Below are 26,184 nucleotides of genomic sequence, written 5' to 3'. Positions count from 1 at the left end.
GCTACGCCGCGGGAAATCCGTTCAGCTGGAGGGTGCCGATGCCCTCCTCGGGCAGCATGACCGGGATGCCGTCCTCGACCCGGTAGATCACCTTGCGATCGGTGGTGAGCAGGGCTTCGCCGACCCGCTCGCGCACCGGCACGCCGGCGACGGTGTCGACCTTGCCGGTGGCTATGGCGTCGTTCAGCGAATCGAGCTCGCGCTTGCCCAGCGGGCGCAGCGGCATTTTGCTGACGGGGCAGCACAGGATGTCGAGCAGGCGCTTGTCCATGGTGGATTGCTTGGGTGTGCCGGACTGGTGAAAGCCCGTACAATAACCGCTTTTGGATGGCCCGGCCATGACAGGAACAGGCAGACCGCCGCGCGTCGGCGTTGTGATGGGTTCGCGGTCGGATTGGGAGACCATGCAGCACGCGGCGAACGTGCTGACCGAGCTGGGTGTGGCGCACGAGGTGAAGGTGGTCTCCGCGCACCGCACCCCGGACCTGCTGTTCAGTTACGCCGAACAAGCCCATGGGCGCGGCATCCAGGTGATCGTCGCCGGCGCCGGCGGCGCCGCCCATCTGCCCGGCATGCTGGCGGCCAAGACCCGTCTGCCGGTGTTCGGCGTGCCGGTGCAGTCGAAGGCGTTGAACGGAATGGACTCGCTGCTGTCGATCGCGCAGATGCCGGCCGGCATTCCGGTCGGCACCCTGGCGATCGGCCGCGCCGGCGCGGTGAATGCCGGACTGCTGGCCGTGGCGGTGCTGGCACTGCACGACCCCGCCTTGGCCACGGCGCTGGACCACTGGCGCGCGCGGCAGACCCAGGCCGTGATCGAGCAACCGGACCCGCGTCAATGAGCGAACGGCGGCAGCCCGTGCTGGGTGTACTCGGCGGCGGCCAGCTGGCGCGCATGCTGGCGCTGGCGGGGGCCCCGCTGGGCGTGAACACCCTGGTAGTGGACAGCGCGGCCGATGCCTGCGCCGGCCAGGTCGCCCCGCTGGTGGTGGCCGACTGGACCGACTACGCCGCCCTGGAGGCGTTTGCGGGCAGGGTCGACGTGGTCACCTTCGATTTCGAGAACGTGCCGGCCGAGACCGCCCGCTGGCTGGCCGAACGGGTGACGGTTTCCCCCGCGCCGCAGGCGCTGGCGGTGGCGCAGGACCGGCTGGCCGAGAAGACGCTGTTCCGCGAGTGCGGCCTGCCCACGCCCGATTTCATGACGGTGGATACGCGCCAGCAACTGGACCAGGCGCTGGCCGTGGTCGGTGCGCCGGCGATTCTCAAGACGCGCCGGCTCGGCTATGACGGCAAGGGCCAGTTCCGCCTGCGCGACCCGGCCGATGCGGATGCGGCATGGGCCGCGCTCGGTGCGCAGGCGTCGCGGCACGGCCTGATACTGGAAGCGTTCGTGTCGTTCGAACGCGAGTTGTCGGTGATCGCCGTGCGCGGCCGCGACGGCGACTTCCGCACCTGGCCGTTGACCCGCAACTGGCACGTCGAAGGCGTGCTGTCGATGAGCCTGGCGCCGGCGCCGGACATCGAACAGTTGCAGCAGCGCGCCACCGCGCTGGCACGGACGCTGGCCGAGCGGCTGGACTATGTGGGCGTGTTCGCGCTGGAGCTGTTCGTGAAGGACGGCGAGCTGCTCGGCAACGAGATGGCGCCGCGGGTGCACAACTCCGGCCACTGGACCATCGAGGGCGCACACGCCAGCCAGTTCGAGAACCACGTGCGTGCGGTGCTCGGCCTGCCGCTGGGCGACACTGGCGCGCGCGGCCCGTCGGCGATGTTCAACTGGATCGGCGAGCTGCCCGATGCCTCCGCGGTGCTGCAGGTGGTCGACGCGCACTGGCACGATTACGGCAAGCAGGCCCGGCCCGGTCGCAAGGTCGGTCATGCCACGGTGTGCGCGACGGGTGCGGGGCAACTGGCCGCGCGGCTGGGCGAGGTGGCCGCGGCGCTCGGGCGCGAGGTGCAGGTGGCGCCGGTGCTGTCCGCGCTCGGTTGAACCGGGATGGCATGGGCACAAAAAAACGGAGCCGCAGGGCTCCGTTTTTGTTTGCGCCGAAACGTCAGGCCAGGTTGCCGGCCGCGAATTCCCAGTTCACCAGGTTCCAGAACGCCTCCACGTACTTCGGGCGGGCGTTGCGGTAGTCGATGTAGTAGGCGTGCTCCCACACGTCGGTGGTGAACAGCGGCTTGTCGCTGCCGGTGATCGGGGTGGCCGCGTTGGAGGTGTTGACGATGCCGAGCGAGCCGTCCGGGCGCTGCACCAGCCAGGTCCAGCCGGAGCCGAAGTTGCCGGCGGCGGACTTGCTGAACTCCTCCTTGAACTTGTCGAACGAACCGAACGCCTTGTTGATCGCGTCGGCCAGCTTGCCGGTCGGGGCGCCGCCTCCTTTCGGGCTCATCGAGCTCCAGTAGAACGTATGGTTCCAGATCTGCGCGGCGTTGTTGAACACGCCGCCGGAGGATTTCCGGATGATTTCCTCGAGCGGGGCGCTGGCGAACTCGGTGCCTTCGATCAGCTTGTTGAGGTTGGTCACGTAGGCCTGGTGGTGCTTGCCGTAGTGGTATTCCAGTGTTTCGGCGGAGATGTGCGGCTCCAGTGCGTTCTTTTCATACGGCAGCGGAGGAAGTTCGATCGCCATGATGAGGCTCCTTGGATGTGGCTGGGGGAGAAAAGGTCGTTACGGCGGACGGCAGCCGACGGCTGACTGATACAATACCGCTCTGCCTGCATTGTAAAGATGAAACACCGGACCATGGACATCAATGAGCAAATCAGGGCGATGCTGGCCGAGCATCCCATCGTGCTTTTCATGAAGGGCACGCCGGAGTTCCCGATGTGCGGGTTCTCCAGCCGGGCCGCGCAGGCGCTGGCCGACGCCGGCGCCGCATTCCACGCGGTGAACGTGCTGGCGGACCCGCAGATCCGAGCGGCGCTGCCGCACTTCTCCAACTGGCCCACGTTCCCGCAGCTGTTCATCCAGGGCGAGCTGATCGGCGGCTGCGACATCATCGAGGACCTGAAGTCCTCCGGCGAGCTGTCGCGCATGGCCCGCGACGTGGCCGGGGTGGCGCCTTGACGGCGCTGCCGGTTGCCCGCTTGCCGGCCGGCTGGCAACCGTCCGCCGGCACCCTGGCCGATCGCGTGGTGCTGGTGACCGGCGCCTATGGCGGCCTCGGCGGCGCGGTGGCGCGCGCAGCGGCGCGCGCCGGGGCCACGGTGGTGATTACCGGCAGGCGCAAGCGCCAGCTTGAGCAGTTGTACGACGCCATGCTGGCCGAGGGCCTGGCCGAGCCGGTGATCCATCCGCTGGACATGGAAGTGGCCACGCCGCGCGAATACGCCGCTCTGGCCGAAGGCCTGGAGCGCGACTTCGGCCGGCTCGACGGCGTCGTGCATGCGGCGGTCAGCTTCGGCGGCCTGACCCCGGTCACCATGCACAAGCCGGACGCCTGGCTGCGCGCGATGCATGTCAACCTCAACGCCCCGTTCGCACTGACCCAGGCCTGCCTGCCGCTGCTGACCCAGGCTCGCGACAGTGCCGTGGTGTTCGTGCTGGACGATCCCGCACTGCTGCAGCGCGCGCACTGGGGCGGCTACGGCGTGTCGAAGGCGGCGCTGGAGCGCTTCGTGGCGATCCTGCACGAGGAGAGCGACAGCGGTCCGCTGCGCGTCCATGCCATGCTGCCGGCGCCGATGCGCACGGCACTGCGGCAGCTGGCCTATTTCGGCGAGGACATCCTGCAACGTCCGTTGCCGGATGCCGCGGCGGCTGCGGCGGTGTACCTGCTTGGCGCACAAGGTGCCGCGGCGCGCGGCGCGGTGCTCGACCTGCGGGGCGACTGAGCGGCCGTCCCCGGCGGCATGACAGTATGCCGCCCGACGTGGCTGCCCAACGAAGTCCAACGAGGATGGAGTCGAGATGGAAACGCAGATGACCACATTGTCGGCGGGCATCCTGCTGTTCCTGATCATGGACCCGCTGGGCAATATCCCGCTGTTCCTGAGCCTGCTGAAGAACGTGCCGCCCAGGCGCAGGCGCCATGTCATGCTGCGCGAACTGCTGATCGCGCTGGGCGTGCTGCTGGTGTTCCTGTTCGGCGGCCAGCACATCCTCAAGCTGCTGCAGCTGAAGCAGGAGTCGATCAGCATCGCCGGCGGCATCGTGCTGTTCCTGATCGGCATCCGCATGGTGTTTCCGCCCGCCGACGGCGGCGGGATCTTCGGCAAGTCCGGCGGCGGCGAGCCGTTCATCGTGCCGATGGCGATCCCCGGCGTGGCTGGTCCCTCGGCGATGGCGGCGCTGCTGCTGCTGACCGATACCCAGCCCGGCCGCACCGCCGACTGGACGATCGCGCTGCTGCTGGCGTGGCTGGCCAGCTCGCTGATCCTGCTCAGTGCCACCTATCTTTTCCGCTGGCTGGGCGAGAGCGTGCTGACCGCGCTGGAGCGCGTGATGGGCATGCTGCTGATCGCGCTGTCGGTGCAGATGTTCATGGCCGGCGTGGCGGCGTTCCTGCACGTGAACGTTTGAAACGGCGATATTGCCGCAATGTCGTAGGCGCCGCCTCGGGTGATGGTGCAGCTGTCATAATCGGCCGCCAGGATGGGGGGAATCCGAGGAGGCAGACATGCTGAGCATCGAACAGTCCCTGACCGAACGATTGCCTTGGCTGGCGCAGTTCCCGCGCCTGCGCCGGCCCGTGGCCGGCATGCTGGGACGGCTGGCCGACGAGGACGGCTTCAACCGCGTGCTGGACCGGGTCGGCACCGCCGAGGGCTTCGATTTCGTCGATCGCGTGCTAGAGGTGCTCGGCACCACCCATCACGTCAATCCCGGCGACCTCGAGAACATTCCCGTCGACGGCCCGCTGCTGGTGGTGGCCAACCACCCGCTGGGCATGCAGGACGCGCTGGCCCTGCTGCAGCTGATCGGCTCGGTGCGCCGCGATGTGCGTTTTCTGGGCAACGACTGGCTGGCAACCGTGCCGCAGCTGGGCAAACTGCTGCTGCCGGTGGATGTGTTCGGCAAGGGTGCCGCCTCCCGCCTGCGCGGCATCTACCGCGCGCTGGAGAGCGGCGAGGCGCTGATCGTGTTCCCTGCCGGCGAGGTCTCGCGCGTGCGCGCCGGTGGCGTGCGCGACGGCCGCTGGTCGGAGGGCTTTGCGCGGTTGTCGCTGCGCAGCAAGGTGCCGGTGTTGCCGGTGCATGTCTCGGCGCGCAATTCGGCGATGTTCTACGGCCTGTCGATGCTCGCCAAGCCGTTGAGCACGGCGATGCTGCCGCGCGAGGCGGTGGCGCCCGGCAAGCGCAGGATCGGCTTCAGCATCGGCGCGCTGATCGATGCCGATGAACTTGCCCGGCGCAGCGGCGGTTCGCCGGAGCGGATGGCGAAGCTGATGCGTCGGCACGTCTACCGGGTCGGCCGGCATCGTGGCCTGATCTTCGGCGGCCAGGCGCCGCTGGCGCTGCCGGAACCGGTGGCGCAGGTGGCGGCGGAACTGGCCTGTGGCGAGAAACTGGCCGATCTTGCCGACGGCAAGCAGGCCTGGCTGTACGCGGGTACCGACGACAGCGCGGTGATGCGCGAGATCGGCCGTCTGCGCGAACTGACCTTCCGCAAGGTGGGCGAGGGCACCGGCACGCGGCGCGATCTGGACGCCTACGACCCCCACTACGAGCACCTGGTGCTGTGGGATCCGCAGGCATCGCGCATCGTCGGCGCCTATCGTTTCGGCCATGGCGGCCGGCTGCTTGCCGAACGCGGCATGGCCGGCCTGTACACCTCCAGCCTGTTCTCCTATTCGCCTGCGCTGGAATCGCGGCTGGCACAGGGGATGGAGCTGGGCCGCAGCTTCATCGCGCCGGCCTACTGGCGTTCGCGCGCGCTGGACCAGTTGTGGCAGGGCATCGGCCTTTATCTGCGGCGGCACCCCGAGCTGCGCTACCTGTTCGGCCCGGTCAGCATGTCGGTGACCCTGCCGCGCGAGGCGCGCGAATGGATCGCCGCCGCGCATCAGTATTATTTCGGCGCACCCGGCCTGGCCGCGGCGCGGCAGCCGTTCGTGGTCTCGCCCGAGGTGGTGCAGGGCGTGCACGCGACACTGGAAGGCCTGGATGCCGCCGCCGGGCTGGGCAAGCTCAAGCACCACCTGGACGCGCTGGGCGTCAGCATGCCGGTGCTGTATCGCCAGTATGTGGATCTGGTCGAGCCCGCCGGCGTGCAGTTCCTGGGTTTCGGCGAGGATCCGGATTTCTCCGGTTGCGTGGATGGCCTGGTGATGCTCGACCTGGCGAACCTGAAACCCGCCAAGCGTGCGCGCTATCTCGGCAAGACCGGTTGAACTTGGTGTAACCGCAGCCTCAGGTGGCACCTGCAGGATGCATTATGTTATTGATTTAAAATCAATAAATAAGTATGGCTCAACCCCGCTACGTCTGGCTGCTGACGTGCAATTGTTACAAAAACGCAATAACATGCCGTTAAAGTTCGTTTGATAACCAGCCTACGCAAGATTTTGCTGGTTGGAGCGTCCCGCATCCGTCACGTCCGTGAATCGGGAATCGGGAATCGCCGCGCAGGGTACAAACAAGCACGGGTCAACAGTTGCGCTTGGCATGCTCCGGGCCAGGCAACGTTTGCATCCCGAGACGCAAATACTTTCGTTTCGAGCCTGAGAGTCGACAGAATGAATAGCCGAATTCGCGCCAAACTCCTGCCGTTCGCCATCGCTTCGCTGCTGGCTGCATCGGTGCCTGCCATCGCGCAGGACACCTCCTCTTCGATCAGCGGCCGCGTGCTGGACGCGAACGGTCAGCCGGTATCGGGCGCCACGGTGCAGATCGTGCACGAGCCCTCGGGCACCACCAAGATCACCACCACCGATGCCAGCGGCCGTTATGCCGCGCAAGGTTTGCGCGTGGGCGGTCCGTTCGACGTCACGGCATCCAAGGCTGGCCTGGCACAGGCCGAGCACGGGCAGGTTTACCTGCAGCTGGCCCAGGAAACCCCGGTCAATCTGACCATGGGTGCGGAGCAGGCGAAGGAAGTCAAGAACCTCGCCGGCGTCACCGTCTCGGCCAATGCACTGGCGCAGACCTTTACCCCGGACAACAAAGGCATCTCGACCAACGTCTCGCAGCGTGAAATCGAGGCGACGCCGACCCCGGGCCGCTCGATCCAGAACATCGTGCGCCTCGATCCGCGCATCGTGATCTCCGACCGCGACCGTGGCGAGATCTCCGCGATCGGCCAGAACAGCCGCTACAACAACATCACGGTGGATTCGGTCAGCGCCAACGATCCGTTCGGCCTGAACGCGAACGGCCTGCCGACCCTAGGCACGCCGATTTCGCAGGACACGATCCAGGAATACAACATCTCGACCGCCAACTACGACGTGGCCACGCGTCGCGGCGTCGGCGCGATCGTCAACGCCGTGACCAAGAGCGGTACCAACGATTTCCATGGTTCGGTGTACTACGCGTTCCAGAATCGCGACAGGATGATCGCCGACTACAACGACCAGCCTTACGGCGGCTTCCGCCGTACCTGGACCGCCGGCGGCACCGTCGGCGGCCCGATCATCAAGGACGAGCTGTTCTTCTTCGCCTCGTACGAGAAGAGCAAGCAGATCGGCCCGTCCTCCCAGTACGGCGTGCAGGGCTCCGGCGCGACCACCCAGATCCGCGGCCTGACCCAGCAGAACGTCGACGCCATCACCGCGGCAGCCAAGGCCAAGGGCTTTGACGTCGGCGGCCTCGGCGGCGGCAACACCGATCTGCAGGACAAGCGCTACCTCGCCAAGATCGACTGGAACATCACCAACAACCACCGCGCCAGCTTCACCTACAGCCAGACCAAGGAAAACAAGCCGATCATCACCGGCAACAACAACATCCTGGTGCTCTCCAGCGGCTGGTACAAGACCAACGTCGACAACAAGAGCTACGCACTGCACTTCTACGACGACTGGTCGGATGTCTTCTCCACCGACACCACCCTTTCCTACGCCGACTTCAAGCAGAACCGTGGCCCGTACAACGGCGTCGCCCAGCCGGACGTCTCGGTGTGCCTGAACAGCGTCAACGGTTGCTACAGCTCCAGCAGCTCGCCGGGCGTGGAGTTCGGTACCGAATACTCCAGCCAGGCCAATGCGCTGCACGTGAGGACGCTGAATGCGGCGTGGGCCGGCACGCTCTACCTGGGCGACCACACGGTCAAGGGCGGTTTCGACTTCCAGCGCGGCCAGTACTACAACCTGTTCCTGCAGAATGCGTTCGGCAGCTACCAGTTCAACTCGCTGGCCAATTTCAATGCCGGCACCTATTACCAGTACCGTTACAACGCACCGGCGGCGGGCCTCAGCCTGAGCGAGGTCACCGCCAACTTCGAGTTGAAGGAATACGGCATCTTCCTGCAGGACACCTGGCAGGTGAACCACAACCTGTCGGTGCAGTACGGTTTCCGTGTCGACATCCCGCTGACCGGTGACCGGCCGCTGTACAACCCGTGCTATGCGGCTGCCCCCGGGGTGGCCGTGGTGGCTGCCAACTGCGTTTCGGCCAAGGGTGGTTTCGGCCGCACCAACACCAGCACGATCAATGGCAACCGCCAGGTGCAGCCGCGGATGTCGTTCAACTACGCCTTCGACACCGAGCGCCTGACCCAGCTGCGCGGCGGTGCCGGCCTGTTCATCTCCAACCCGCCGAGCGTGTGGCTGGGCAACATCTACCAGAACTCGGGCGTGACCCAGGTGCAGTACAACTGCGGTCCGACGCAGAGCGCGTGCAACACCACCACCGGCCTGCCGCCGTTCAGCGCCAACCCGTACGGCCAGAATGGCGGCTCGGCGCCGATTCCCGGCGCCAAGGGCGCGCAGATGGCGGTCAGCACGGTCAGCGACAACTTCCAGCTTCCCAGCGTGTGGAAGATGTCGCTCGGCTTCGATCGCGAGCTGCCGTGGTGGGGGCTGCTGTTCACCGCGGATTACGAGCACATCAAGAACCGCAACGCGATCTGGTACCAGAACCTCAATATCGGCGCACCCACCGGCGTGCTGCCGGACGGCCGCTTCACCTATTACAAGAATCCGGCGGGCGGCAGCAGCGGCAACACCGCGCGCGCGAATGCCAATCAGGCGTTCGGCGATGCGGTGATCAACCTGGCCAACAGCGGTCGGGGCAGTGCCGACAGCCTCAGCCTCTCCCTGAAGAAGCCGTTTGCGGACGAGTGGTCCGGCATGGTCGGCTTCACCTGGAGTCGCGCCACGGAGGTGAACCCGGGTACTTCGAGCGTGGCCCGTTCGAGCTTCAGCAACAACGTCTGGGTGAACCCGAACCAGAACAAGGCGAGCACCTCCAGCTACTCGATCCCGAAGCGGGTGATCGCCTCGCTGACCTGGCAGCACCGTTTCTTCGGCGACTACGCCACCAGCGCCACCATGTTCTATGACGGCCACTCGGGTACCCCGTACAGCTGGCGCTTCGGCAACGACGCCAACGGCGACGGCTTCACCTCCGACCTGGCCTACATCCCGAACAAGGGCGATATCAATTTCGCACCGGGCACCACGCAGGCGCAGAAGGATTCGTTCTGGGCGTACATCGACAGCAACAAGTACCTGCGCGACCACAAGGGCGAGATCGCCAGCCGCAACGGTGCCCGCGCTCCCTGGATCAATCAGATCGACCTGAGCTTCAGCCAGGAGATCCCGGGCCTGTTCAAGGGCAACAAGGGCGTGATCCGGCTGGACATCTACAACGTTGGCAACATGCTCAACAAGAAATGGGGTGTCGACCACCGCGCCAGCTTCCCGCTGGTTCGCAACCTCGCCGATTTCGCCGGCGTGGGTGCCGATGGCAAGTACATCTACGACATCAGCAAGGCGGCCTACAAGGACAGCAGCGGCAACTACAGCCCGCTGCCGCTGCCGCGCGCCGACGAGTTGAATGGCCCGACTCAGCGCTGGTCGATCCTGGCCACCCTGCGTTACACGTTCTGAGTCGTCCTTCGTTCGGAAATCCTGGCCGGCGCCCGCGAGGGCGCCGGCTTTTTGTTGGCCGGCGCAAGGACGCCGGCCGGTACTTGACCCTGTCCCGCACCTGCCATGAAGCTAGGCGGTCTGCCCTGCATGAAGGCAGTGCCTGTCACAGGACCATGGAGATTCGATGAACACGCAGTACGCCGACCTTTCCGGAACCACCAAGACAGTCAGTGCCCGCATCTCGCCGATCGGCGGGCTGGATGTCCTCTCCCGCAACGAAGTGGCCCGCCTGCGCGGCGCCAGTGGCTCGGGCCTGCATGCGCTGCTGCGGCGCTGCGCGCTGGCGGTGCTGACCTCCGGCAACGTCAGCGACGACCCGCGGGCGATGCTGGAGCAGTACCCGGATTTCGATATCCAGGTGCTGCAGCAGGATCGCGGCATGAAGATCGAACTGACCAACGCGCCGGCACAGGCGTTCGTGGATGGGCAGATCATCCGCGGCATCAACGAGCTGCTGGTGGCGGTGGTGCGCGACATCGTGTACGTGTCGACCCAGCTGGAGCAGATCGGCTTCGACCTGGACGCCTCCGCCGCGCTGACCCAGGGCGTGTTCGAGATCCTGCGCAACGCGCGCATCCTGAAGCCGCAGATCGATCCGAACCTGGTGGTGTGCTGGGGCGGCCACTCGATCTCGCGCGAGGAATACGATTACACCAAGTCGGTGGGCTACCAGCTCGGCCTGCGCGGACTGGACATCTGCACCGGCTGCGGCCCCGGTGCGATGAAGGGGCCGATGAAGGGGGCGACCATCTCGCACGCCAAGCAGCGGCGCCGGCACAACCGCTACATCGGCATCACCGAACCGGGCATCATCGCGGCCGAATCGCCGAACCCGATCGTCAACCACCTGGTGATCATGCCGGACATCGAGAAGCGGCTGGAGGCATTCGTGCGCCTGGGCCACGGCATCATCGTGTTTCCCGGCGGCGTCGGCACGGCCGAGGAGATCCTCTACCTGCTCGGCATCCTGCTGCACCCGGACAACGCCAGCACGCCGTTCCCGCTGATCTTCACCGGGCCGCGCCAGTCGGCCGCCTACTTCGAGCAGATCGACCGCTTCCTGCGTCTGGCCCTGGGCGACGAAGTGGCGCGGCACTACCAGATCATCGTGGACGACCCGGAGGTGGTGGCGCGCACGATGCTCAAGGGCCTGGAAAAGGTGCGCCACAACCGGCTCGACACCAAGGATGCGTTCTTCTTCAACTGGGCGCTGCAGATCCCGCTGGAATTCCAGCAGCCGTTCCGCCCCACCCACGAGGCGATGCGTGCGCTGCAGCTGCACCACGGCCGCCCGCGGCACGAGCTGGCGGCGGACCTGCGCCGGGCGTTCTCCGGCATCGTCGCCGGCAACGTGAAGGAGGAGGGCGTGAAGGCGATCGAGCAGAACGGCCCGTTTGACATCGACGGCGACCGCGACATCATGCAGGCGCTGGACAAGCTGCTGCAGGCCTTCGTGGAGCAGCACCGCATGAAGCTGCCTGGAGGCGCGGCCTACGTGCCGTGCTACCGCGTCATCACCGGCTGAAGGACAGCCTCGAATGCGCGGCGGCGGCTTGACAGCCTGCCGGCCAATCTACAAACTACGCAGCTCCCGCCCGAATAGCTCAGCCGGTTAGAGCACTTGACTGTTAATCAGGGGGTCGTTGGTTCGAGTCCAACTTCGGGCGCCAATTCCGCTTGCTGCGCACCACTTCGCCGGCATGCAGCAAGCCAGGCACGGGACGCCAGACATCGCACGAAGGCCGGCTTGATGCCGGCTTTCGTGTTTTCGCCCCGCCTATTCCCTGCAGCTGGCGGCCTGCGCCCGGCTCGCCGGAGCGCCGCGGACGCGGCCGGCATTGGAGACCACCACGCTGAGTGCCCGTTCCGCACCGGATCGCTGGCAGAACAGCAGGGTGAGGTTGCTGCCACGGGCGGTGCCGTCGGGATGGAAGCGCACGATGGGCCGGGCGCTGCTGCTCCGGATGATCAGCTTGTCACGGTAACCGGATCCGACGCGAAGCGGCCGGTTGTCGGGTTGGTCGTTGTGGTCCGCGTCGTGGGCGAGCAGCCAGCCGTCTTCCCAGTGCGAGCCCTCGCTGCAGCTGCTGCCATCGCGAGACGGGCAGAGCAGCGTGCGCCTGCCGCTCATGATGGCGGTTTCGCGGGCGTGTCGCAGTGCCGTGATGAAATCCGCCTGGGCAACCTGCAGATGATTGCGGCCAAGCAGCTTCGCCATCACCGGTATGGAGATGCTGGTGACGGCAGTGATGCTCAGGAGCACCACGATCTGCTCGATCAGGGTCATGCCATGTTGCAGCAGGCAAGGTGCCGGATGCCTGGAGGTCGTCACGGCGTCGCTTCCTGCGGGTCCGGGAGGTTCATGCTAGGGCGTTGGCGCCATGCGGCCAGCAGCCCGGTGCCGATACGGTTGTCGGCCCCTGCTGACGCTTCCTGTCAGCAGGTCCGATTTAAAATGACCTGCCGCGCCCACACCTGTAGCCGATGACCGACCGCTTCCAGCTCGACGCCCCCTACAAGCCCGCCGGCGACCAGCCGCAGGCGATCCAGTGCCTGTCCGAGGGCTTCGAGGCCGGCCTGGCCGCGCAGACCCTGCTCGGCGTGACCGGCTCGGGCAAGACCTACACCATCGCCAACGTGATCGAGCGGGTGCAGCGCCCGACCATCGTGATGGCGCCGAACAAGACGCTGGCGGCGCAGCTGTACGGCGAGTTCAGGGAGTTCTTTCCGCACAACGCGGTGGAGTACTTCGTCAGCTATTACGACTACTACCAGCCGGAAGCCTACGTGGTGGCCTCGGACACCTTCATCGAGAAGGATGCCTCGATCAACGAACACATCGAGCAGATGCGCCTGTCGGCGACCAAGGCGCTGCTGTCGCGACGGGATTCGATCATCGTCGCCACCGTCTCTGCGATCTACGGCCTGGGCAATCCCGAGGACTACCTGAGCCTGCGGCTGATCCTGGCCAAGGGCGAGCGGATCGACCAGCGCAAGCTGATCCACCAGCTGACCGAGCTGCAGTACACCCGCAATGAAATGGAGCTGCGCCGCGGCACCTATCGCGTGCGCGGCGAGGTCATCGACGTGTTTCCAGCCGAGTCGGAAACCGAGGCGCTGCGCATCGAGCTGTTCGACGGCGAGGTGGAGAACCTGGCGCTGTTCGACCCGCTCACCGGCGAGACGATGCGCAGGGTGCCACGCTATACGGTCTATCCGCGCACGCACTACGCCAGCACGCGCGAAAGCGTGCTCAACGCGATCGAGACGATCAAGGTCGAGCTGAAGGAACGGCTGGAATATCTCTACAAGGAAAACAAGCTGGTCGAGGCGCAGCGGCTGGAGCAGCGCACCCGCTTCGACCTGGAGATGATGGCCGAGGTCGGCTACTGCCAGGGCATCGAGAACTACTCGCGCCACCTGACGAGGCGCGCGCCGGGCGAGCCGCCGCCCACGCTGTTCGACTACCTGCCGGCCGACGGTCTGCTGGTGGTGGACGAATCGCACGTCACCGTGCCGCAGCTCGGCGCGATGTACAAGGGCGACCGCTCGCGCAAGGAAACCCTGGTCGAGTTCGGCTTCCGCCTGCCGTCGGCGATGGACAACCGGCCGCTGCGCTTCGAGGAATGGGAAGAGCGCGTGCCGCGCGCGATCTACGTCTCCGCCACGCCGCGCGACTACGAATTGCACAAGTCCGGCGATGCGGTGACCGAGCTGGTGGTGCGACCGACCGGCCTGATCGATCCCGAAGTGGAAGTGCGCCCGGTGCGCACCCAGGTCGACGACCTGCTCAGCGAAGTACACAAGCGCGTGGCAATGGGCGACCGCGTGCTGGTCACCACGCTGACCAAGCGGATGGCCGAGAACCTTACCGAATACCTGGCCGAGCACGACGTGAGGGTGCGCTACCTGCACTCGGACATCGAGACGGTCGAACGCAGCGAGATCATCCGCGACCTGCGCCTGGGCGAGTTCGACGTGCTGGTCGGCATCAACCTGCTGCGCGAAGGCCTGGACATGCCCGAGGTGTCGCTGGTGGCGGTGCTCGACGCCGACAAGGAGGGCTTCCTGCGCTCCACCGGTTCGTTGATCCAGACCATCGGCCGCGCCGCACGCAACGTGCGCGGCAAGGCGATCCTGTATGCCGACAACGTCACCCGCTCGATGCAGGCGGCGATGGACGAGACCGCCCGCCGCCGCGAGAAGCAGGTTGCCTTCAACGAGGCGCATGGCATCACCCCGAAAACCGTGGTGCGGCGCATCGCCGACATCATGGAAGGCGCGCGCAGCGAGGCGGGCAACCGCCGCGGCGGCAAATCCTCGACGCGCAGTCGCGCCGCGGTGGCCGAGCCAGCGGCCGAATACGCCAGACTCAGTCCCCAGCAGGCGGCCGGTGCGATCAGGAAACTCGAGGCGCAGATGTACAAGCACGCGCAGAACCTCGAGTTCGAGGATGCCGCCCGTCTGCGCGACCAGATCCACCAGCTGCGCGAACAGGCCCTGCGCTGAGCCGGTGGCGGCGTCGCCCCTCGCGGGATATTGTCGAGCGTCGGCGGCTCCCGTATACTGCGCGGCTCGCGTAGCCGGTACATCGGCGCGAAGCGGGCGGTTAGCTCAGCGGTAGAGCACTACCTTGACATGGTAGGGGTCACAAGTTCGATCCTTGTACCGCCCACCACCTTGAATCCAGCAACGGCGCGGCTTTCGGGCTTGGCGCCGTTTCTGTTTCTGGTGGCCGCTGACCCCGGACCGACGCCATTCAGGGATATTTCCGGCCGGAACTTTTTGTCTGTTGAAGCCTGGCCGGGTTCCCTCGGATCGAAGCAGTTGGCTGCGGCGGCGACCGAGCATGGCCATATCCTTGGGCAGCATGCTCCGGTGACTACCCGTTCGCACGTTGACGCCGGCGTTTCCAGCGCCGCCAGCGTCGTTCCGTCCAGACCAGGGCCCGCCCCATCGGGCGGCGCAGGAAAGGCAGGTCCTGGGCCAGCAGCAACAGGCCGAGCGGCAGCATCCACAAGCCGAGGACCGGCAGGATGCTGAACACTCCTCCCACGACGAGCAACAACCCCGCAGGGAGGCGCACCCGGCGTGCCGGGGGCGAGCGCAGCCAGCGGATCCAGCGGCCGCTCCCCTTCGGCAGCTCCCGCTCCAGGCGGTCGAGTCGCCGGTCCAGTCTTCTCTTGTCTTTGTCGTTCATGCCCGCAGGCCGCCGCCGCCACAACCGGGGGGCCATCGTATCGGCAACCCGGTTCATGCCACCGGCAACGGGCAGGCGGATGCAGGGGCCTATTCGTCCTCCGTCGAAGCGGGCGACAGATAGTCCGGATCTTCCGAGTCGCGCGCATGGCGGATGGCGTTGCGCAGGCGCAGGTCCAACTGGTCGAAATCGAGGACGACCTTGCCGGAGTGGACGGCCTTGACGGCCGACATCGGTATCACGAAGTCGCCGGCGTTTTCGATATAGACCAGCAGTTCGGGCAACCCGTGCCGGATCTCGCGGACCGAGCCGATGCCTTCGCTGCCGTCGGCGACGAAAACCATGGAACCCTCGTTGATCTGCTCGCGCATATCTCGATTCTCCGGGGCGGGTGGACGGAGGGGCACCGCATGGCGGGCCGTGGCGCATGATGGGCATAGCCCCCGTCTTGACGCGGTGAAATGCCACGTTCCGTGCCCGGCCGGCTACGATCCGATTCGCGGCTTCCGGGCCGGCTGTGGAAGAATGGAGGGCCTGCCATCGCCGATGGCCGGACCCGGTCGCGGCCACCATCGCCGCGACATGTATTCCTGGCCGCCACCGCACCCGGTGGCGACCCCAAGCGAACGAGCCCCATGCAAGCTATCGAAACCCTGATCGACGACGCCTTCGAGCGCCGCAACGCACTCACCCAGGCCGAGATCGAGACCCACCTGCGACCGGCCATCGGCCAGGTCCTCGACCTGCTCGAATCCGGCGAGCGCCGCGTCGCCGAGCCGGACGGCCACGGCGGCTGGACGGTGAACCAGTGGATCAAGAAGGCGGTGCTGCTGTACTTCCGCATCAACGACAACCACGTGGTCGACGGCGGCCCGGCGCAGGCGTTCGACAAGGTGCCGCTGCGCTTCGCCCACGGCAACGATGCGGAACTGCAGCGGCTGGGCGCGCGGGTGGTGCCCGGCGCGCTGGTGCGCCGCGGCGCGCACATCGCGAAGGACGCGGTGCTGATGCCGAGCTACGTCAATATCGGCGCTTACGTGGGTGCGGGCACGATGGTCGATACCTGGGCCACGGTCGGCTCCTGCGCGCAGATCGGTGCGGGCGTGCATCTGTCCGGCGGTGTCGGCATCGGCGGCGTGCTGGAGCCGCTGCAGGCCAACCCCACCATCATCGAGGACGGCTGCTTCATCGGCGCGCGCTCCGAGGTGGTCGAGGGCGTGGTGGTGGAGAAGGGCAGCGTGATCGGCATGGGCGTGTTCCTGGGCCAGTCCACCCGTATCTACAACCGCGCCACCGGCGAGGTCGGTTACGGCCGCGTGCCCGCCGGCAGCGTGGTGGTGGCCGGCAGCCTGCCGGCAAAGGATGGAAGCCACAGCCTGTACGCGGCGATCATCGTCAAGCAGGTGGACGAGAAGACCCGCGGCAAGACCAGCATCAACGAGTTGCTGCGGAGCGGCGAATGAAACCCATGCTGTACGGCTTGCCCACCTGCGATACCTGCCGCAAGGCGCGCAACTGGCTGGCCCGCTTCGAGGTGGCGCACGACTTTGTCGACTACCGTGCCAACCCGGTGCTGGCGGCGACGCTGAAGGACTGGGCGGCGCGGCTCGGCGGCTGGGAGAAGCTGGTCAACAAGTCCTCCACCACCTGGCGCAACCTGCTGCCGCAACGCAAGAACCCCGGCAGCGACCCGGAGTGGACCCTGCTGCTGAAGGAGTATCCGGCGCTGATCCGCCGCCCGGTGGTGGTGCAGCCCGATGGCGCGGTGAGCGTGGGCTTCACCGACAACGGCTTCAAGAAGCTGTTCGCGCGCTGACCCGCCGGTGCGACTCTCGAAGATCGTGCTGGTGGCGACGATCGCGCTGTGGCTGGCGCTGGTCGCGTTCGGCAACCTCACCGACTACGGCAGCAACCTCGCCTTCGTGCAGCACGTGCTGGCGATGGACTCGATCTTCCCCGACGCCGCCATCCACTACCGCGCGATCCACGCGCCGCTGCTGCAGCACGCCGCCTACGTGCTGATCATCGCCACCGAAACGCTGGCCGCTGTGCTGTGCGGCGTCGGCGCCTGGCGCATGTGGCGCGCGCGCCGCACACCCGCGGCGACGTTCCAGCGCGCCAGGCGCCTCGCCGTGGCGGGGCTCATGCTCGGCGTATTGCTGTGGCTGGGCGGCTTCATGGCGATCGGCGGCGAATGGTTCGGCATGTGGATGTCCACGCAGTGGAACGGCCTGGCCAGTGCGTTCCGCTTCGTGATGGTGCTGCTGGTCGCGCTGGTCCATCTCGGCCAGCGTGAAGACGAACTTGACGATTGCGCACAGGGACGCGGCGATGAATGACCACCGGGCACGGCGCTTCCGCGGCAACCTGCGCATCGAACGCGACAACGCCGTGTTGTACGCGCGGCTGGCCGAGCTGGCCGTCGATGCACGGCTGGGTCACGCCTACCGCCGCATCGCCGCCGGCGAACAGGCCAATGCGCAGTTCTGGGAGGCGCGCCTGAACGAACTGGGCGAGCGCGTGCCGCCACCACGGGTCGGCTTGCGCGTGCGCGCTCTGGCCTGGCTCGCACAGCGTTTCGGTACCGAGTTCGTGATGCCGACCGTGGTGCGGCTGGAGCATGCCGACCACGGCGCCACGCCGGTCGATCGCAGCGGCCATCGCGATCATTTCGTGCCGCCGCCGCAGGTTGCCGCAAACGGTTACCGCCATCGCACCCGGAGCGGCAATACCCTGCGCGCCGCGGTGCTGGGTGCGAACGACGGGCTGGTCTCCAACGTCAGCCTGGTGATGGGCATGGCCGGCGCCGCCTCGGGCGATCGCGCGGTGCTGCTGGCCGGTCTGGCCGGCCTGGTCGCCGGCGCCTGTTCGATGGCGCTGGGCGAGTGGCTGTCGGTGAACAGTTCGCGCGAGTTCTACCAGGCGCAGATCACCGAACGCGCCGAGCGGCTGGCGGTGTCGCCCGAAGACGGCCTCGCGCACATCGCCGGCATCTATCGCGACAAGGGGTTGGAACCGGACGCCGCCGAACACCTGGCCGAACACATCGTCGAGACGCCGCGCGCGGCGCTGGACATGCTGGTGCGCGAGGATCTGGGCGTCGATCCGGGCGAACTGGGTGGCTCGGCCTGGAGCGCGGCGATCTCCTCGTTCTGCCTGTTCGCTTTTGGCGCGCTGTTTCCGGTGGCGCCGTATTTTTTCCTCGGCGGCCACGCCGCCCTGCTGGGCAGCGTATGTTCGACCGCCGCCGGGCTGGCCCTGATCGGCATCGGCACCGCGCTGTTCACCGGTCGCGGCATGCTGTTCTCGATCACGCGCCAGTTCGCCATCACCACCGCTGCAGCCGCGATCACCTACATGGTGGGCCACCTGCTGGGCGTGGTGCTGGGCTAGCTTGATATGCTGGGCCACCGCCGCATCCCGAGTCCCCATGTCCGACGCCCTCGAACTCGCCCGTGACCTGATCCGCCGCCGCTCGGTGACGCCCGAGGATGCCGGCTGCCTGCCGCTGATCGGCGGGCGGCTGGCGCGTGCCGGCTTTGCCGTCGAGCACCTTCGCTACGGCGAGGTGGACAACCTGTGGGCCACGCACGGCGCGGGCGGTCCCACGCTGGTCTTCCTCGGCCATACCGACGTGGTGCCGAGCGGTCCGGAAGCCGCGTGGCAAAGCCCGCCGTTCGAGCCAGCTGTCAGGGATGGCCGTCTATACGGCCGCGGCGCCGCCGACATGAAAGGCTCGGTGGCGGCGATGGTGGTGGCGCTGGAGCAGTTCGTGGCGGCGCATCCGGACCATCGCGGCCGGATCGGCCTGTTGCTGACCAGCGACGAGGAGGGCCCGACCAACCTCGACGGCGTGCGCAGGGTGGCCGAGCTTTTCCGTGCGCGCGGCGAGCGTATCGACTGGTGCGTGGTGGGCGAGCCGTCGGCGAAGGAGCGGCTGGGCGACCTGATTCGGGTGGGACGTCGCGGCTCGCTGTCCGGCACGCTCGTCGTGCGTGGCATACAGGGCCACGTGGCCTATCCGGAAAAGGCGCTGAATCCGATCCACGCGTTCGCTCCTGCGCTGGCCGAGCTGGCGGCCGAGCGCTGGGGCGAGGGCAACGGCGATTTCCCGCCCACCTCGTTCCAGGTCTCCAACCTCAATGCGGGTACCGGCGCGAACAACGTGATTCCCGGCGAGCTCGCCGCGCTCATCAACTTCCGCTACTGCACCGCCAGCCGCGCGGAGGATCTGCGCGCGCGCACCGAGGCGATCCTGCAACGCCACGGCCTGGACTACGCACTGGACTGGAACCTGTCCGGCGAACCCTTCCTCACCCCGCCCGGCGGCCTCCTGCGCGAAACCGTGGTGGCGGTGTGCCGCGAGCTGTGCGGCCTCGATCCCGAACAGAGCACCGGCGGCGGCACCTCCGACGGCCGCTTCATCGCGCCGCTCGGTGCCGAGGTGGTCGAGCTCGGCCCGGTCAATGCGACCATCCACAAGGTCGACGAGTGCGTGTCGCTCGACGAGCTGGAGCGGTTGCCGCAGCTGTACCGCGCCATCTGCGAGCGGCTGCTGGCCGCGGCCTGACTGCCTCAGTCGGTGGCGGCCGGCGACTGCTGCGGCGCCTTGCGGATCTTCGCGGCCGGATAGCCCATCCGCACCACGCGCGCGACCAGCGCGTCGTAGTCGGCTGCCGACACGGTCGGCGTGCGCGCCATGATCCAGGTGTAGTCGCGGGCATCGCGGGCAACGATGGTCTGGCTGTAGTCGTCCTTCAGGTAGGCGACGATGTACTGCGCCTTCAGCGGCCAGAACAGCTGCACGCCCCATACCGCATTGCCGCTGCCCGGCTTCACGAAGCCGGTGGAATGGATCGCCCTGAGAGGTTCGCCGAAGCCGCCGTCGCGGAAATGGAACTCGGTGTAGACGCTGCCGTCCGGCTGCAGCGTATAGGTCTCCACCGGGTCGTACGCGTTCTTCTCGAAGCGGGTGGGGATGGTGGCGATCACGTACCACCTGCCCATGAAACGGGGCAGGTCGACGTGCGCCACCGGTGCAATCGGCGGTTCGGCGGCACGGGCGGCGTGGCCGGCGACGAGCAGGCCAAGCGCCATCAGCAGGATTCGGGACGGGGACATGTGGGCTCCGGGTGGTCGAAGGATGCGCGGCTCAGGGCCGCACGAAGCGGTAGTGCGCCACCAGCCATTGCTGGCCGCCGGCATAGCCGAACAGCTCGGCGCACGACATCCAGAACATGCGCCAGCGCTGGAACCACAGCGGCGCGGCCTGGCGACCGTAGGCCGCGGCGAGCACGGCCAGCACCTGCTCCCTGTGCGCATCCTGGTTCGCCAGCCAGTGGTTGGCGCTGCGCTGGTAGTGCGTGCCGTCCACGTGCCAGCGCTGCTCGATCCGCAGGTCGCGCTGGAACCACAGCAGGGTGTCCGACGCCGGCATCAGGCCGCCGGTGAAGAAGTGCCGGCCCATCCAGTTGTCCGCGCCGTCGGTCTCGAACGGGTACATCAGCGTCCGGTGCGCGAAGATGTGCACGAACAGCTTGCCGCCGGGCTTCAGCCAGCTGGCGATGCGGCCGAGCAGGATCTCGTAGTTGCGCATGTGCTCGAACATTTCCACCGAGACGCAGCGGTCGAATTGCGCGACTTCCAGCTCCAGCCGGTTCACGTCGCGGGTGATCACGCGCACGTTGGACAGGCCGCGCTGCCGGCACGTCGCCTCGATGTACTCCCGTTGCTGCTTCGAGTTGGACACGGCGACGATCTGCGCGTTCGGGTAGCGCTCGGCCATCCACAGCGTGAGCGAGCCCCAGCCGCAGCCGAGTTCGAGGATGCGCTGGCCATCGGCAAGCTCGGCGCGTTCGCCGTACAGGTCCAGCATGGCGTCTTCGGCTTCGTCGAGCGATTTGTCGCCACGCGGGTAGTAGCAGCCGGAGTACTTCAGGCGGTGGCCGAGGCACAGTTCGAAGAACGCGGGCGGCAGTTCATAGTGCTGGGCGTTGGCGGCATCGGTGTGGATCGCCACCGGGCTGTGCCGCAGCATGTCGATCCGTTCGGCGAAGCGCGCAGCCTGCTCATCGAGGCTGCCGGCCATTTCCTCGCGCAGGCGCTGCGCGCACAGGCGGCGGATGCCCTGGCGCAGCAGCGCATCGGGAATGCAGCCGCGTTCGGCCAGGCCGAGCAGGCCGCTGGCGGGCGGCTCCGGCAAGTCGGAGATGGCGGCGGAAATGTTCATGGATCGCTCCTTTTCGGAAACCAGGGAATCAGCATCGAGGTGCTGCGTTGATAGGCGCGGTAGTCGTCGCCACGGCTGCGCAGTGCCTGCGTCTCGGTGTACGGAATGCCGCTGATCCAGCGCAGGAACACGTACATCACCAGCGGGCCGGCCCAGGCCAGCCATGCGATCGGCGAGCCCAGGGCAAGGCAGACATAGGCGAACCAGTGGATCCACTCGAAGAAATAATTCGGGTGGCGCGAGTAGCGCCACAGCCCGTCGCGGCAGGTAAGGCCGTGGTTGGCCGGATTGGCGCGGAAGCGCGCGAGCTGGCGGTCGGCAATGGTTTCGCCAGCCACGCCGACCAGCCAGATCGCGACAGCCAATGCGATCCATGGAAGGGAGGTGCCGGGGTTGCGCGCGACCGCCGCGAACGGCAGCGCGAACAGCACGATCAACGCCGCCTGGAACTGGAAGAACGCGAAGAACCTCCACTGGCTGCCCCGCCAGTGCGCGCGCAGGTTCTGGTAGCGCCCATCCTCCGGCTCACCGCGCACGCGCGTCCACAGATGCGTGGCCAGGCGCCAGCCCCAGCTGCCGCCGAGCACGGCCAGGATCGCCCGTGGCGCGATCGCGCCATCACCAAAGAGGGCGAAGCACACCGCGGCGCCGCCGACGCCGCAGGCCCACAGCACGTCGACGATGCCGGCGTTGCGGCGTCGGCGCTGCCACCGCCAGCCGAGGCTCATCATCACCCCGGCCAGCAGCCACAGGCCGGCTATCTGCAGCCAGAAATTCATCGGGCATGACCTCGCAGGGCATCCGGTCGCGGCAGGTCCACGCGCATGCGTCGGGCCAGCCAGGCCAGCGCCGGCACCGCCGCTGCCCAGCCGACGCCGAGGCCGAGCAGCCCGCGCCAGGCGGGTTCGGCGAAGTCCACCACGTGCCAGCCGCGCGCGGCGCCGAGGTAGGCCAGCGGGCCGCCGACCAGGCCCAGCAGGGCGGCCAGCCCCAGCCGCGTCTGCAACCAGGCAAGCGACTGGCTGAGGGTCAGCGCGAAAGTCATCCACAAGGCGAGGATCCATACCGGCGCAATCGCCGGAGCCGGCCCTGCCGCTGCGTAGCTGAGTACGCCCGCGCGCATCAGCCCGCCATCCAGCATGAAGCCGAACATGAGCGCGGTGGCCATCAGCGTGAGGTCGACCCGGTACTGGCGCGCCAGCAGCAGCTGGCTGCTGGCGTAGAGCAGCATGCCCGCAACTCCCGGCCATGCCAGGCGGTGGCTGGCGCCGATCACCGCAGCAAACCAGACCAGCTGGTAACCGAGGAGGCTGGTCCAGAATTTCACGCAGAGAGGCCGGTTGCCGGAGCCGCCGGCAGCGCCGTCGCCGGGCGATGGCCGGGCCTGGCCAGCAGCAGGTGCGACACGCCGATCGAACGTTCGCGGAAGCCGCCTTCGCAATACGCGAGATAGAACTCCCACATGCGGATGAAGCGCTCGTCGAAACCCTGCGCACGCACCTGCGCCAGCTTTGCCATGAAACGCCCGCGCCAGGCCTTCAGGGTCAGCGCGTACGAGGCGCCGAAATCCTCCAGCCCGATCAGTGCGAGGTCGCTGGAGCGGGTCTTCGCCGCCAGCAGTGCGTGGATCGAGGGGATGAAACTGCCCGGGAACACGTGCCGCTTGATGAAATCGACCGAGTTCAGTGCCTGCCGGTAGCGGTGGTCCTCGATCGTGATCGCCTGCAGCAGGGCCAGCCCGTCGGGTTTCAGCAGCGCACCGAGCTGGCCGAAATAGACGTCCAGATACGGCGCGCCGATCGCCTCGACCATCTCGATCGAGACCAGCTTGTCGTACTGGCCGCGGAGGTCGCGGTAATCTTCCAGCAGCAGGGTCACGCGATCGCCCATGCCGGCGGCGGCGACCCGTTCGCTGGCCAGCGCGTGCTGCTCGCGCGAGATCGTGGTGGTGGTGACGTGGCAGCCGTAGTGCCGCGCCGCGTACAGCGCGAAGCCGCCCCAGCCGGTGCCGATCTCGACCACGCGGTCGGCGGGCTTGAGATCGAGCTTGCGGCAGATGCATTCGAGCTTGCGGGTGGAGGCGTCTTCCAGCGTGTCGGCCGGATCGGCCCAGAGCGCCGAGGAGTACATCAGGTCCGGCGACAGGAACAGGCTGAAGAAATCGTTGCCGAGATCGTAGTGCGCGGCGATGTTGCGGCGACTGCCGTCGCGCGTGTTCCGGCGCAGCGCATGCCAGCAGCGCAGCGCGATGCCGCCGAGCCGGGCCAGGCCGGTTTCCATGCCGTCGAGCAGGTCGCGATTGCGCAGCAGCAGTTGCATCAGCGCCACCAGGTTGTCGCAGCGCCACAGGCCGTCCATGTACGCCTCGCCCGCGCCCACGCTGCCGTTCATCGTCACGGCGCGGTAGAACGCCGGGTCGAGGATCTCCATGCGGACCTGCAGCTCCGCATGGCTGGCCGCGGGCTCGCCGAACTCCCGCTGCTCGCCGTCGTCGGTCAGCAGCACGCGGCCGTGGCGCAACCGGCCCAGCTGGTCGAACAGCTGCCGGCGCAGGAAGCGGTCGAGCGCAGCCGGGCGGTTGCTGTCGTACGTGGCGGTCTTGGCAATCTCGTTCATTGCAAACCTCGGTGCGGCGGTTTCAGAGAAGGGCGGGGTGGTCGTGGATCGGGTTGCGCTTCAGCCACAGCCGCAGCGCCTGCCAGTGGATGGCGCCGACGACCTGCGCCGTCATCAGCGGGTAGCGCCACAGCACACGGGCCAGCGACGCGCCGTTCAACGGCCGGCGCTGCAGGTTGAGGCTGGCGTCGAATTCGCGCCGGCCGTCACGCAGCACGTCCATGTGCACGTGCAGGTGGTCGCCCGGCACGGTGAAGCCCCAGTCGTAGCTGCGATCCATCGGCATGAACGGCGAGACGTGGAAGGTCTTGGCGAACGTCCAGTGCATTGCGCGTCCGTGCCTGTGCGCGGTCCCGGTCGGCAGCACGTAGGCGTGGCGTTCCTTCCACGGCGTGTTGGTGATCTCGGCGACCACGCACTCGAGCGTCATGCCATCGGCGGCGAAGCAGTAGTAGAAGCTGACCGGGTTGAACACGAAGCCGAAATAACGCAGGTGGGTGAGCAGGCGGATCGGTCCCGCCGGGCGCCAGCCGATGGCCTGCTCCACGCGCTGGCGCACGGCGTCGGCCAGCGGCCTGTCTACCGGGCCGAGATAGTCACCGCGCCGGAACCGCGCGACATTCGCGTGCTCCGTCGACCACAGCCAGCGCTGCCCGAACACCCGATCCAGTTCGTCCAGATCGAGATAGAGCTGGGCCATCCGGTAATTGAACGCGTGCGGATGCGGTGCCAGCCGGCGATGGCGCACCACGCCTTCATACACCGCGCTGGCCAGCGGCGCCGCATGGCCGGCCCTGGCGTTCACGCCGCCAACTCCTCGGCGCGCGGCGCCTCCGGCGCCGGGCTCCTGCCTTCGAGCCAGCGCACGCCGAAGGCGGCGGCGATTTCCGCCGCGCTGCGCATGCCGTCCTCGTGGAAACCCCAGCCCCAGTAGGCGCCGGCGAACCAGGTGTGGCGCCGGCCCTGGATCTCCGCCTTGCGCGACTGCGCGGCGACCGAGGCATGGCTGTAGACCGGATGGTGGTACTGCATGCGCGCCAGCACTTTTTCCGGGTCGATGGCGTCGCTGCGATTGAGCGTGACCACGAAAGGTTCCGGCGATGCGATGCCCTGCAGCAGGTTCATGCAGTAGCTGACCGTGCATGCCGCGTCGGGGTCGCGCGGCAGCCACGCGTTCCATGCCGCCCATGCCTTGCGTCGCACCGGCAGCACGCGGGCGTCGGTGTGCAGCACGGTGTCGTTGGTCTGGTAAGGCATCGCGCCGAGGATCGCGTGCTCGCGCTCGTCCGCGTCGGCCAGCAGGGCGAGCGCCTGGTCGCTGTGGCAGGCCAGCACGAGGTGATCGAAATGTTCCGCGCCGGCGGCACTGTGGACCTCCACGCCGCCGGCGTGACGGCGTACCGAGCGCACCGGGCAGGCAAGCCGTTCGCGCACCGGCCAGCGCGCGCGCAGCGCCTCCACATAGGTCGACGAGCCGCCCTTGACCACGCGCCACTGCGGGCGCCCGCTGACCTGCAGCATCTGGTGGTTGGCCATGAACTGCACCAGGTAGCGCGCGGGAAAGCCGAGGATCCGGCTGGCCGGCGACGACCACAGCGCCGACGCCATCGGCACCAGATGCTCCTCACGGAAGGCGGCACCATAGCCATGCGCGGCGAGATAGTCGCCCAGGGTCGGTCCCGGCCCCGTCGCGTGCAGCAGCGCCGGCGCCTCGCGGTAGAAGCGCGCCAGGTCGCGCACCATGCCGATGAAGCGCGGCGAGAGCAGGTTGCGCCGCTGGCAGAACAACGTATCCAGCGTGGTCGCGTTGTATTCCAGCCCACTGGCTTCGTTGTGCAGCGAGAAGCTCATGGTCGTCGGCTGCGAGTGCACGCCCAGCTGCTCGAACATCCGCGTCAGCAGCGGATAGTGGCTCGGGTTGTGCACGATGAAGCCGCTGTCGATGCGGTAGCGGCGACCCTGCTGCTCCACTTCGTGCGTATGCGTGTGGCCGCCGAAATAGCCGGCTGCCTCGAACAGCGTCACTTCATGCTGGCGCGACAACAGCCACGCCGACGCCAGCCCCGCAATGCCCGATCCCACGACGGCGATGCGCATG

General features: G+C 67.5%; 26 protein-coding genes and 2 tRNA genes. 16 read left to right on the top strand and 12 right to left on the bottom strand.

What is annotated here, in order from left to right; all coding sequences use genetic code 11:
• Position 1: 1 nt before the first annotated feature.
• Entirely contained in the window at positions 2 to 271 is a 270-nt protein-coding gene (locus tag AC1Q5A_RS01060; RefSeq protein WP_492697379.1) for a Trm112 family protein, read from the bottom strand.
• A gap of 67 nt (positions 272 to 338) precedes the next feature.
• Here AC1Q5A_RS01060 and purE point away from each other — a divergent pair, with 67 nt between their 5' ends.
• Both purE and AC1Q5A_RS01050 read left to right on the top strand, forming a co-directional pair.
• Positions 339 to 842 (top strand): 5-(carboxyamino)imidazole ribonucleotide mutase, encoded by a 504-nt coding sequence (gene purE, locus AC1Q5A_RS01055; RefSeq protein WP_492697376.1) that lies wholly within the window; start codon positions 339 to 341, stop codon positions 840 to 842.
• Positions 839 to 1,993: a 5-(carboxyamino)imidazole ribonucleotide synthase gene (locus AC1Q5A_RS01050; RefSeq protein ID WP_492697374.1), complete on the top strand. Its 1,155-nt coding sequence runs from the start codon at positions 839 to 841 to the stop codon at positions 1,991 to 1,993. Before purE ends, AC1Q5A_RS01050 begins: the two co-directional genes overlap by 4 nt.
• A 64-nt stretch (positions 1,994 to 2,057) precedes the next feature.
• Here the strand turns inward: AC1Q5A_RS01050 and AC1Q5A_RS01045 are convergent, their stop codons facing one another.
• A complete protein-coding gene (locus tag AC1Q5A_RS01045) occupies positions 2,058 to 2,636 on the bottom strand; it encodes a superoxide dismutase (RefSeq protein ID WP_492697372.1) in 579 nt (192 codons plus the stop codon).
• A gap of 114 nt (positions 2,637 to 2,750) precedes the next feature.
• Between AC1Q5A_RS01045 and grxD the strand changes: the two genes are divergently transcribed.
• The 7 genes from grxD to AC1Q5A_RS01010 all read left to right on the top strand — a co-directional run bounded on the left by grxD (position 2,751) and on the right by AC1Q5A_RS01010 (position 11,711).
• Positions 2,751 to 3,074 (top strand): Grx4 family monothiol glutaredoxin, encoded by a 324-nt coding sequence (grxD, locus tag AC1Q5A_RS01040; RefSeq protein WP_114341453.1) that lies wholly within the window; start codon positions 2,751 to 2,753, stop codon positions 3,072 to 3,074.
• A complete protein-coding gene (locus AC1Q5A_RS01035; RefSeq protein WP_492697370.1) occupies positions 3,071 to 3,841 on the top strand; it encodes an SDR family NAD(P)-dependent oxidoreductase in 771 nt (256 codons plus the stop codon). The genes grxD and AC1Q5A_RS01035 overlap by 4 nt, the downstream gene beginning before the upstream one ends.
• Positions 3,842 to 3,929: 88 nt before the next feature.
• Positions 3,930 to 4,529, top strand: coding sequence for a YhgN family NAAT transporter (locus AC1Q5A_RS01030; RefSeq protein ID WP_492697368.1), 600 nt, complete (start codon positions 3,930 to 3,932; stop codon positions 4,527 to 4,529).
• A 97-nt stretch (positions 4,530 to 4,626) separates the two neighbouring features.
• Positions 4,627 to 6,339: a bifunctional ornithine lipid synthase OlsF gene (gene olsF, locus AC1Q5A_RS01025; protein WP_492697366.1), complete on the top strand. Its 1,713-nt coding sequence runs from the start codon at positions 4,627 to 4,629 to the stop codon at positions 6,337 to 6,339.
• Positions 6,340 to 6,684: 345 nt separating this feature from the next.
• Positions 6,685 to 9,999 carry a TonB-dependent receptor gene (locus AC1Q5A_RS01020; protein ID WP_492697364.1) on the top strand — a complete coding sequence of 1,105 codons (3,315 nt, stop codon included), beginning with the start codon at positions 6,685 to 6,687 and terminating at the stop codon, positions 9,997 to 9,999.
• Positions 10,000 to 10,165: 166 nt separating this feature from the next.
• Positions 10,166 to 11,566 (top strand): nucleotide 5'-monophosphate nucleosidase PpnN, encoded by a 1,401-nt coding sequence (ppnN, locus tag AC1Q5A_RS01015; RefSeq protein ID WP_492697362.1) that lies wholly within the window; start codon positions 10,166 to 10,168, stop codon positions 11,564 to 11,566.
• A gap of 68 nt (positions 11,567 to 11,634) precedes the next feature.
• A tRNA-Asn gene (locus tag AC1Q5A_RS01010) sits at positions 11,635 to 11,711 on the top strand.
• 107 nt (positions 11,712 to 11,818) lie between these two features.
• On the opposite strand, the gene AC1Q5A_RS01005 is transcribed toward AC1Q5A_RS01010, so the two are convergent.
• Positions 11,819 to 12,328: a GspH/FimT family pseudopilin gene (locus AC1Q5A_RS01005; protein ID WP_492697360.1), complete on the bottom strand. Its 510-nt coding sequence runs from the start codon at positions 12,326 to 12,328 to the stop codon at positions 11,819 to 11,821.
• A gap of 197 nt (positions 12,329 to 12,525) precedes the next feature.
• Here AC1Q5A_RS01005 and uvrB point away from each other — a divergent pair, with 197 nt between their 5' ends.
• Both uvrB and AC1Q5A_RS00995 read left to right on the top strand, forming a co-directional pair.
• Positions 12,526 to 14,550 carry an excinuclease ABC subunit UvrB gene (gene uvrB / locus AC1Q5A_RS01000; RefSeq protein ID WP_492697358.1) on the top strand — a complete coding sequence of 675 codons (2,025 nt, stop codon included), beginning with the start codon at positions 12,526 to 12,528 and terminating at the stop codon, positions 14,548 to 14,550.
• A 94-nt stretch (positions 14,551 to 14,644) separates the two neighbouring features.
• Positions 14,645 to 14,719 (top strand) — tRNA-Val (locus tag AC1Q5A_RS00995).
• A 204-nt stretch (positions 14,720 to 14,923) separates the two neighbouring features.
• On the opposite strand, the gene AC1Q5A_RS00990 is transcribed toward AC1Q5A_RS00995, so the two are convergent.
• Both AC1Q5A_RS00990 and AC1Q5A_RS00985 read right to left on the bottom strand, forming a co-directional pair.
• A complete protein-coding gene (locus tag AC1Q5A_RS00990; protein WP_492697356.1) occupies positions 14,924 to 15,241 on the bottom strand; it encodes a hypothetical protein in 318 nt (105 codons plus the stop codon).
• An 89-nt stretch (positions 15,242 to 15,330) separates the two neighbouring features.
• The gene (locus tag AC1Q5A_RS00985) at positions 15,331 to 15,612 is read right to left on the bottom strand and encodes a hypothetical protein (RefSeq protein ID WP_492697354.1); all 282 of its coding nucleotides are present in this window, start codon (positions 15,610 to 15,612) and stop codon (positions 15,331 to 15,333) included.
• 90 nt (positions 15,613 to 15,702) lie between these two features.
• On the opposite strand from AC1Q5A_RS00985, the gene dapD reads away from it, so the two are divergent.
• From dapD to dapE, 5 genes are read left to right on the top strand one after another with little or no spacing between them, the layout of a single operon-like run.
• On the top strand, positions 15,703 to 16,704 hold the full coding sequence (gene dapD, locus AC1Q5A_RS00980; protein ID WP_492697352.1) for a 2,3,4,5-tetrahydropyridine-2,6-dicarboxylate N-succinyltransferase: 1,002 nt from the start codon (positions 15,703 to 15,705) through the stop codon (positions 16,702 to 16,704).
• The gene (locus AC1Q5A_RS00975) at positions 16,701 to 17,057 is read left to right on the top strand and encodes a Spx/MgsR family RNA polymerase-binding regulatory protein (protein ID WP_492697351.1); all 357 of its coding nucleotides are present in this window, start codon (positions 16,701 to 16,703) and stop codon (positions 17,055 to 17,057) included. The genes dapD and AC1Q5A_RS00975 overlap by 4 nt, the downstream gene beginning before the upstream one ends.
• A 7-nt stretch (positions 17,058 to 17,064) precedes the next feature.
• A complete protein-coding gene (locus AC1Q5A_RS00970; RefSeq protein ID WP_492697349.1) occupies positions 17,065 to 17,580 on the top strand; it encodes a DUF2165 family protein in 516 nt (171 codons plus the stop codon).
• A complete protein-coding gene (locus AC1Q5A_RS00965; protein WP_492697347.1) occupies positions 17,573 to 18,634 on the top strand; it encodes a VIT1/CCC1 transporter family protein in 1,062 nt (353 codons plus the stop codon). The genes AC1Q5A_RS00970 and AC1Q5A_RS00965 overlap by 8 nt, the downstream gene beginning before the upstream one ends.
• 37 nt (positions 18,635 to 18,671) lie before the next feature.
• The gene (gene dapE / locus AC1Q5A_RS00960) at positions 18,672 to 19,811 is read left to right on the top strand and encodes a succinyl-diaminopimelate desuccinylase (RefSeq protein WP_492697345.1); all 1,140 of its coding nucleotides are present in this window, start codon (positions 18,672 to 18,674) and stop codon (positions 19,809 to 19,811) included.
• Positions 19,812 to 19,816: 5 nt separating this feature from the next.
• On the opposite strand, the gene AC1Q5A_RS00955 is transcribed toward dapE, so the two are convergent.
• The 7 genes from AC1Q5A_RS00955 to AC1Q5A_RS00925 are packed head-to-tail and all read right to left on the bottom strand — an operon-like array spanning position 19,817 to position 26,183.
• The gene (locus tag AC1Q5A_RS00955) at positions 19,817 to 20,362 is read right to left on the bottom strand and encodes a lipocalin family protein (protein ID WP_492697343.1); all 546 of its coding nucleotides are present in this window, start codon (positions 20,360 to 20,362) and stop codon (positions 19,817 to 19,819) included.
• 31 nt (positions 20,363 to 20,393) lie between these two features.
• A complete protein-coding gene (locus AC1Q5A_RS00950) occupies positions 20,394 to 21,470 on the bottom strand; it encodes an SAM-dependent methyltransferase (RefSeq protein ID WP_492697341.1) in 1,077 nt (358 codons plus the stop codon).
• Complete coding sequence (locus tag AC1Q5A_RS00945; RefSeq protein WP_492697339.1) at positions 21,467 to 22,249, bottom strand: DUF1295 domain-containing protein; 783 nt, start codon at positions 22,247 to 22,249, stop codon at positions 21,467 to 21,469. The genes AC1Q5A_RS00950 and AC1Q5A_RS00945 overlap by 4 nt, the downstream gene beginning before the upstream one ends.
• Positions 22,246 to 22,797, bottom strand: coding sequence for a DUF2878 domain-containing protein (locus AC1Q5A_RS00940; RefSeq protein WP_492697337.1), 552 nt, complete (start codon positions 22,795 to 22,797; stop codon positions 22,246 to 22,248). Before AC1Q5A_RS00940 ends, AC1Q5A_RS00945 begins: the two co-directional genes overlap by 4 nt.
• Positions 22,794 to 24,086, bottom strand: coding sequence for a class I SAM-dependent methyltransferase (locus tag AC1Q5A_RS00935; RefSeq protein WP_492697335.1), 1,293 nt, complete (start codon positions 24,084 to 24,086; stop codon positions 22,794 to 22,796). The genes AC1Q5A_RS00940 and AC1Q5A_RS00935 overlap by 4 nt, the downstream gene beginning before the upstream one ends.
• 22 nt (positions 24,087 to 24,108) lie before the next feature.
• Complete coding sequence (locus AC1Q5A_RS00930) at positions 24,109 to 24,891, bottom strand: DUF1365 domain-containing protein (RefSeq protein ID WP_492697333.1); 783 nt, start codon at positions 24,889 to 24,891, stop codon at positions 24,109 to 24,111.
• Entirely contained in the window at positions 24,888 to 26,183 is a 1,296-nt protein-coding gene (locus AC1Q5A_RS00925) for an NAD(P)/FAD-dependent oxidoreductase (protein WP_492697331.1), read from the bottom strand. The genes AC1Q5A_RS00930 and AC1Q5A_RS00925 overlap by 4 nt, the downstream gene beginning before the upstream one ends.
• Between the last annotated feature and the right edge of the window lies 1 nt (position 26,184).

This window comes from Rhodanobacter sp. GW835-FHT13D09, from assembly GCF_058793995.1.
Note: the sequence above shows the minus strand (reverse complement) of the source record. Positions and strands in the feature narration are given on the sequence as shown.

Coding starts and splice junctions, on each gene's coding strand:
- AC1Q5A_RS01060 (WP_492697379.1), bottom strand. CDS start 271: ATGGACAAGCGCCTGCTCGACATCCTGTGCTGCCCCGTCAGCAAAATG.
- purE (WP_492697376.1), top strand. CDS start 339: ATGACAGGAACAGGCAGACCGCCGCGCGTCGGCGTTGTGATGGGTTCG.
- AC1Q5A_RS01050 (WP_492697374.1), top strand. CDS start 839: ATGAGCGAACGGCGGCAGCCCGTGCTGGGTGTACTCGGCGGCGGCCAG.
- AC1Q5A_RS01045 (WP_492697372.1), bottom strand. CDS start 2,636: ATGGCGATCGAACTTCCTCCGCTGCCGTATGAAAAGAACGCACTGGAG.
- grxD (WP_114341453.1), top strand. CDS start 2,751: ATGGACATCAATGAGCAAATCAGGGCGATGCTGGCCGAGCATCCCATC.
- AC1Q5A_RS01030 (WP_492697368.1), top strand. CDS start 3,930: ATGACCACATTGTCGGCGGGCATCCTGCTGTTCCTGATCATGGACCCG.
- olsF (WP_492697366.1), top strand. CDS start 4,627: ATGCTGAGCATCGAACAGTCCCTGACCGAACGATTGCCTTGGCTGGCG.
- AC1Q5A_RS01020 (WP_492697364.1), top strand. CDS start 6,685: ATGAATAGCCGAATTCGCGCCAAACTCCTGCCGTTCGCCATCGCTTCG.
- ppnN (WP_492697362.1), top strand. CDS start 10,166: ATGAACACGCAGTACGCCGACCTTTCCGGAACCACCAAGACAGTCAGT.
- AC1Q5A_RS01005 (WP_492697360.1), bottom strand. CDS start 12,328: ATGACCCTGATCGAGCAGATCGTGGTGCTCCTGAGCATCACTGCCGTC.
- uvrB (WP_492697358.1), top strand. CDS start 12,526: ATGACCGACCGCTTCCAGCTCGACGCCCCCTACAAGCCCGCCGGCGAC.
- AC1Q5A_RS00990 (WP_492697356.1), bottom strand. CDS start 15,241: ATGAACGACAAAGACAAGAGAAGACTGGACCGGCGACTCGACCGCCTG.
- AC1Q5A_RS00985 (WP_492697354.1), bottom strand. CDS start 15,612: ATGCGCGAGCAGATCAACGAGGGTTCCATGGTTTTCGTCGCCGACGGC.
- dapD (WP_492697352.1), top strand. CDS start 15,703: ATGCCACGTTCCGTGCCCGGCCGGCTACGATCCGATTCGCGGCTTCCG.
- AC1Q5A_RS00975 (WP_492697351.1), top strand. CDS start 16,701: ATGAAACCCATGCTGTACGGCTTGCCCACCTGCGATACCTGCCGCAAG.
- AC1Q5A_RS00965 (WP_492697347.1), top strand. CDS start 17,573: ATGAATGACCACCGGGCACGGCGCTTCCGCGGCAACCTGCGCATCGAA.
- dapE (WP_492697345.1), top strand. CDS start 18,672: ATGTCCGACGCCCTCGAACTCGCCCGTGACCTGATCCGCCGCCGCTCG.
- AC1Q5A_RS00955 (WP_492697343.1), bottom strand. CDS start 20,362: ATGTCCCCGTCCCGAATCCTGCTGATGGCGCTTGGCCTGCTCGTCGCC.
- AC1Q5A_RS00950 (WP_492697341.1), bottom strand. CDS start 21,470: ATGAACATTTCCGCCGCCATCTCCGACTTGCCGGAGCCGCCCGCCAGC.
- AC1Q5A_RS00945 (WP_492697339.1), bottom strand. CDS start 22,249: ATGAATTTCTGGCTGCAGATAGCCGGCCTGTGGCTGCTGGCCGGGGTG.
- AC1Q5A_RS00935 (WP_492697335.1), bottom strand. CDS start 24,086: ATGAACGAGATTGCCAAGACCGCCACGTACGACAGCAACCGCCCGGCT.
- AC1Q5A_RS00925 (WP_492697331.1), bottom strand. CDS start 26,183: ATGCGCATCGCCGTCGTGGGATCGGGCATTGCGGGGCTGGCGTCGGCG.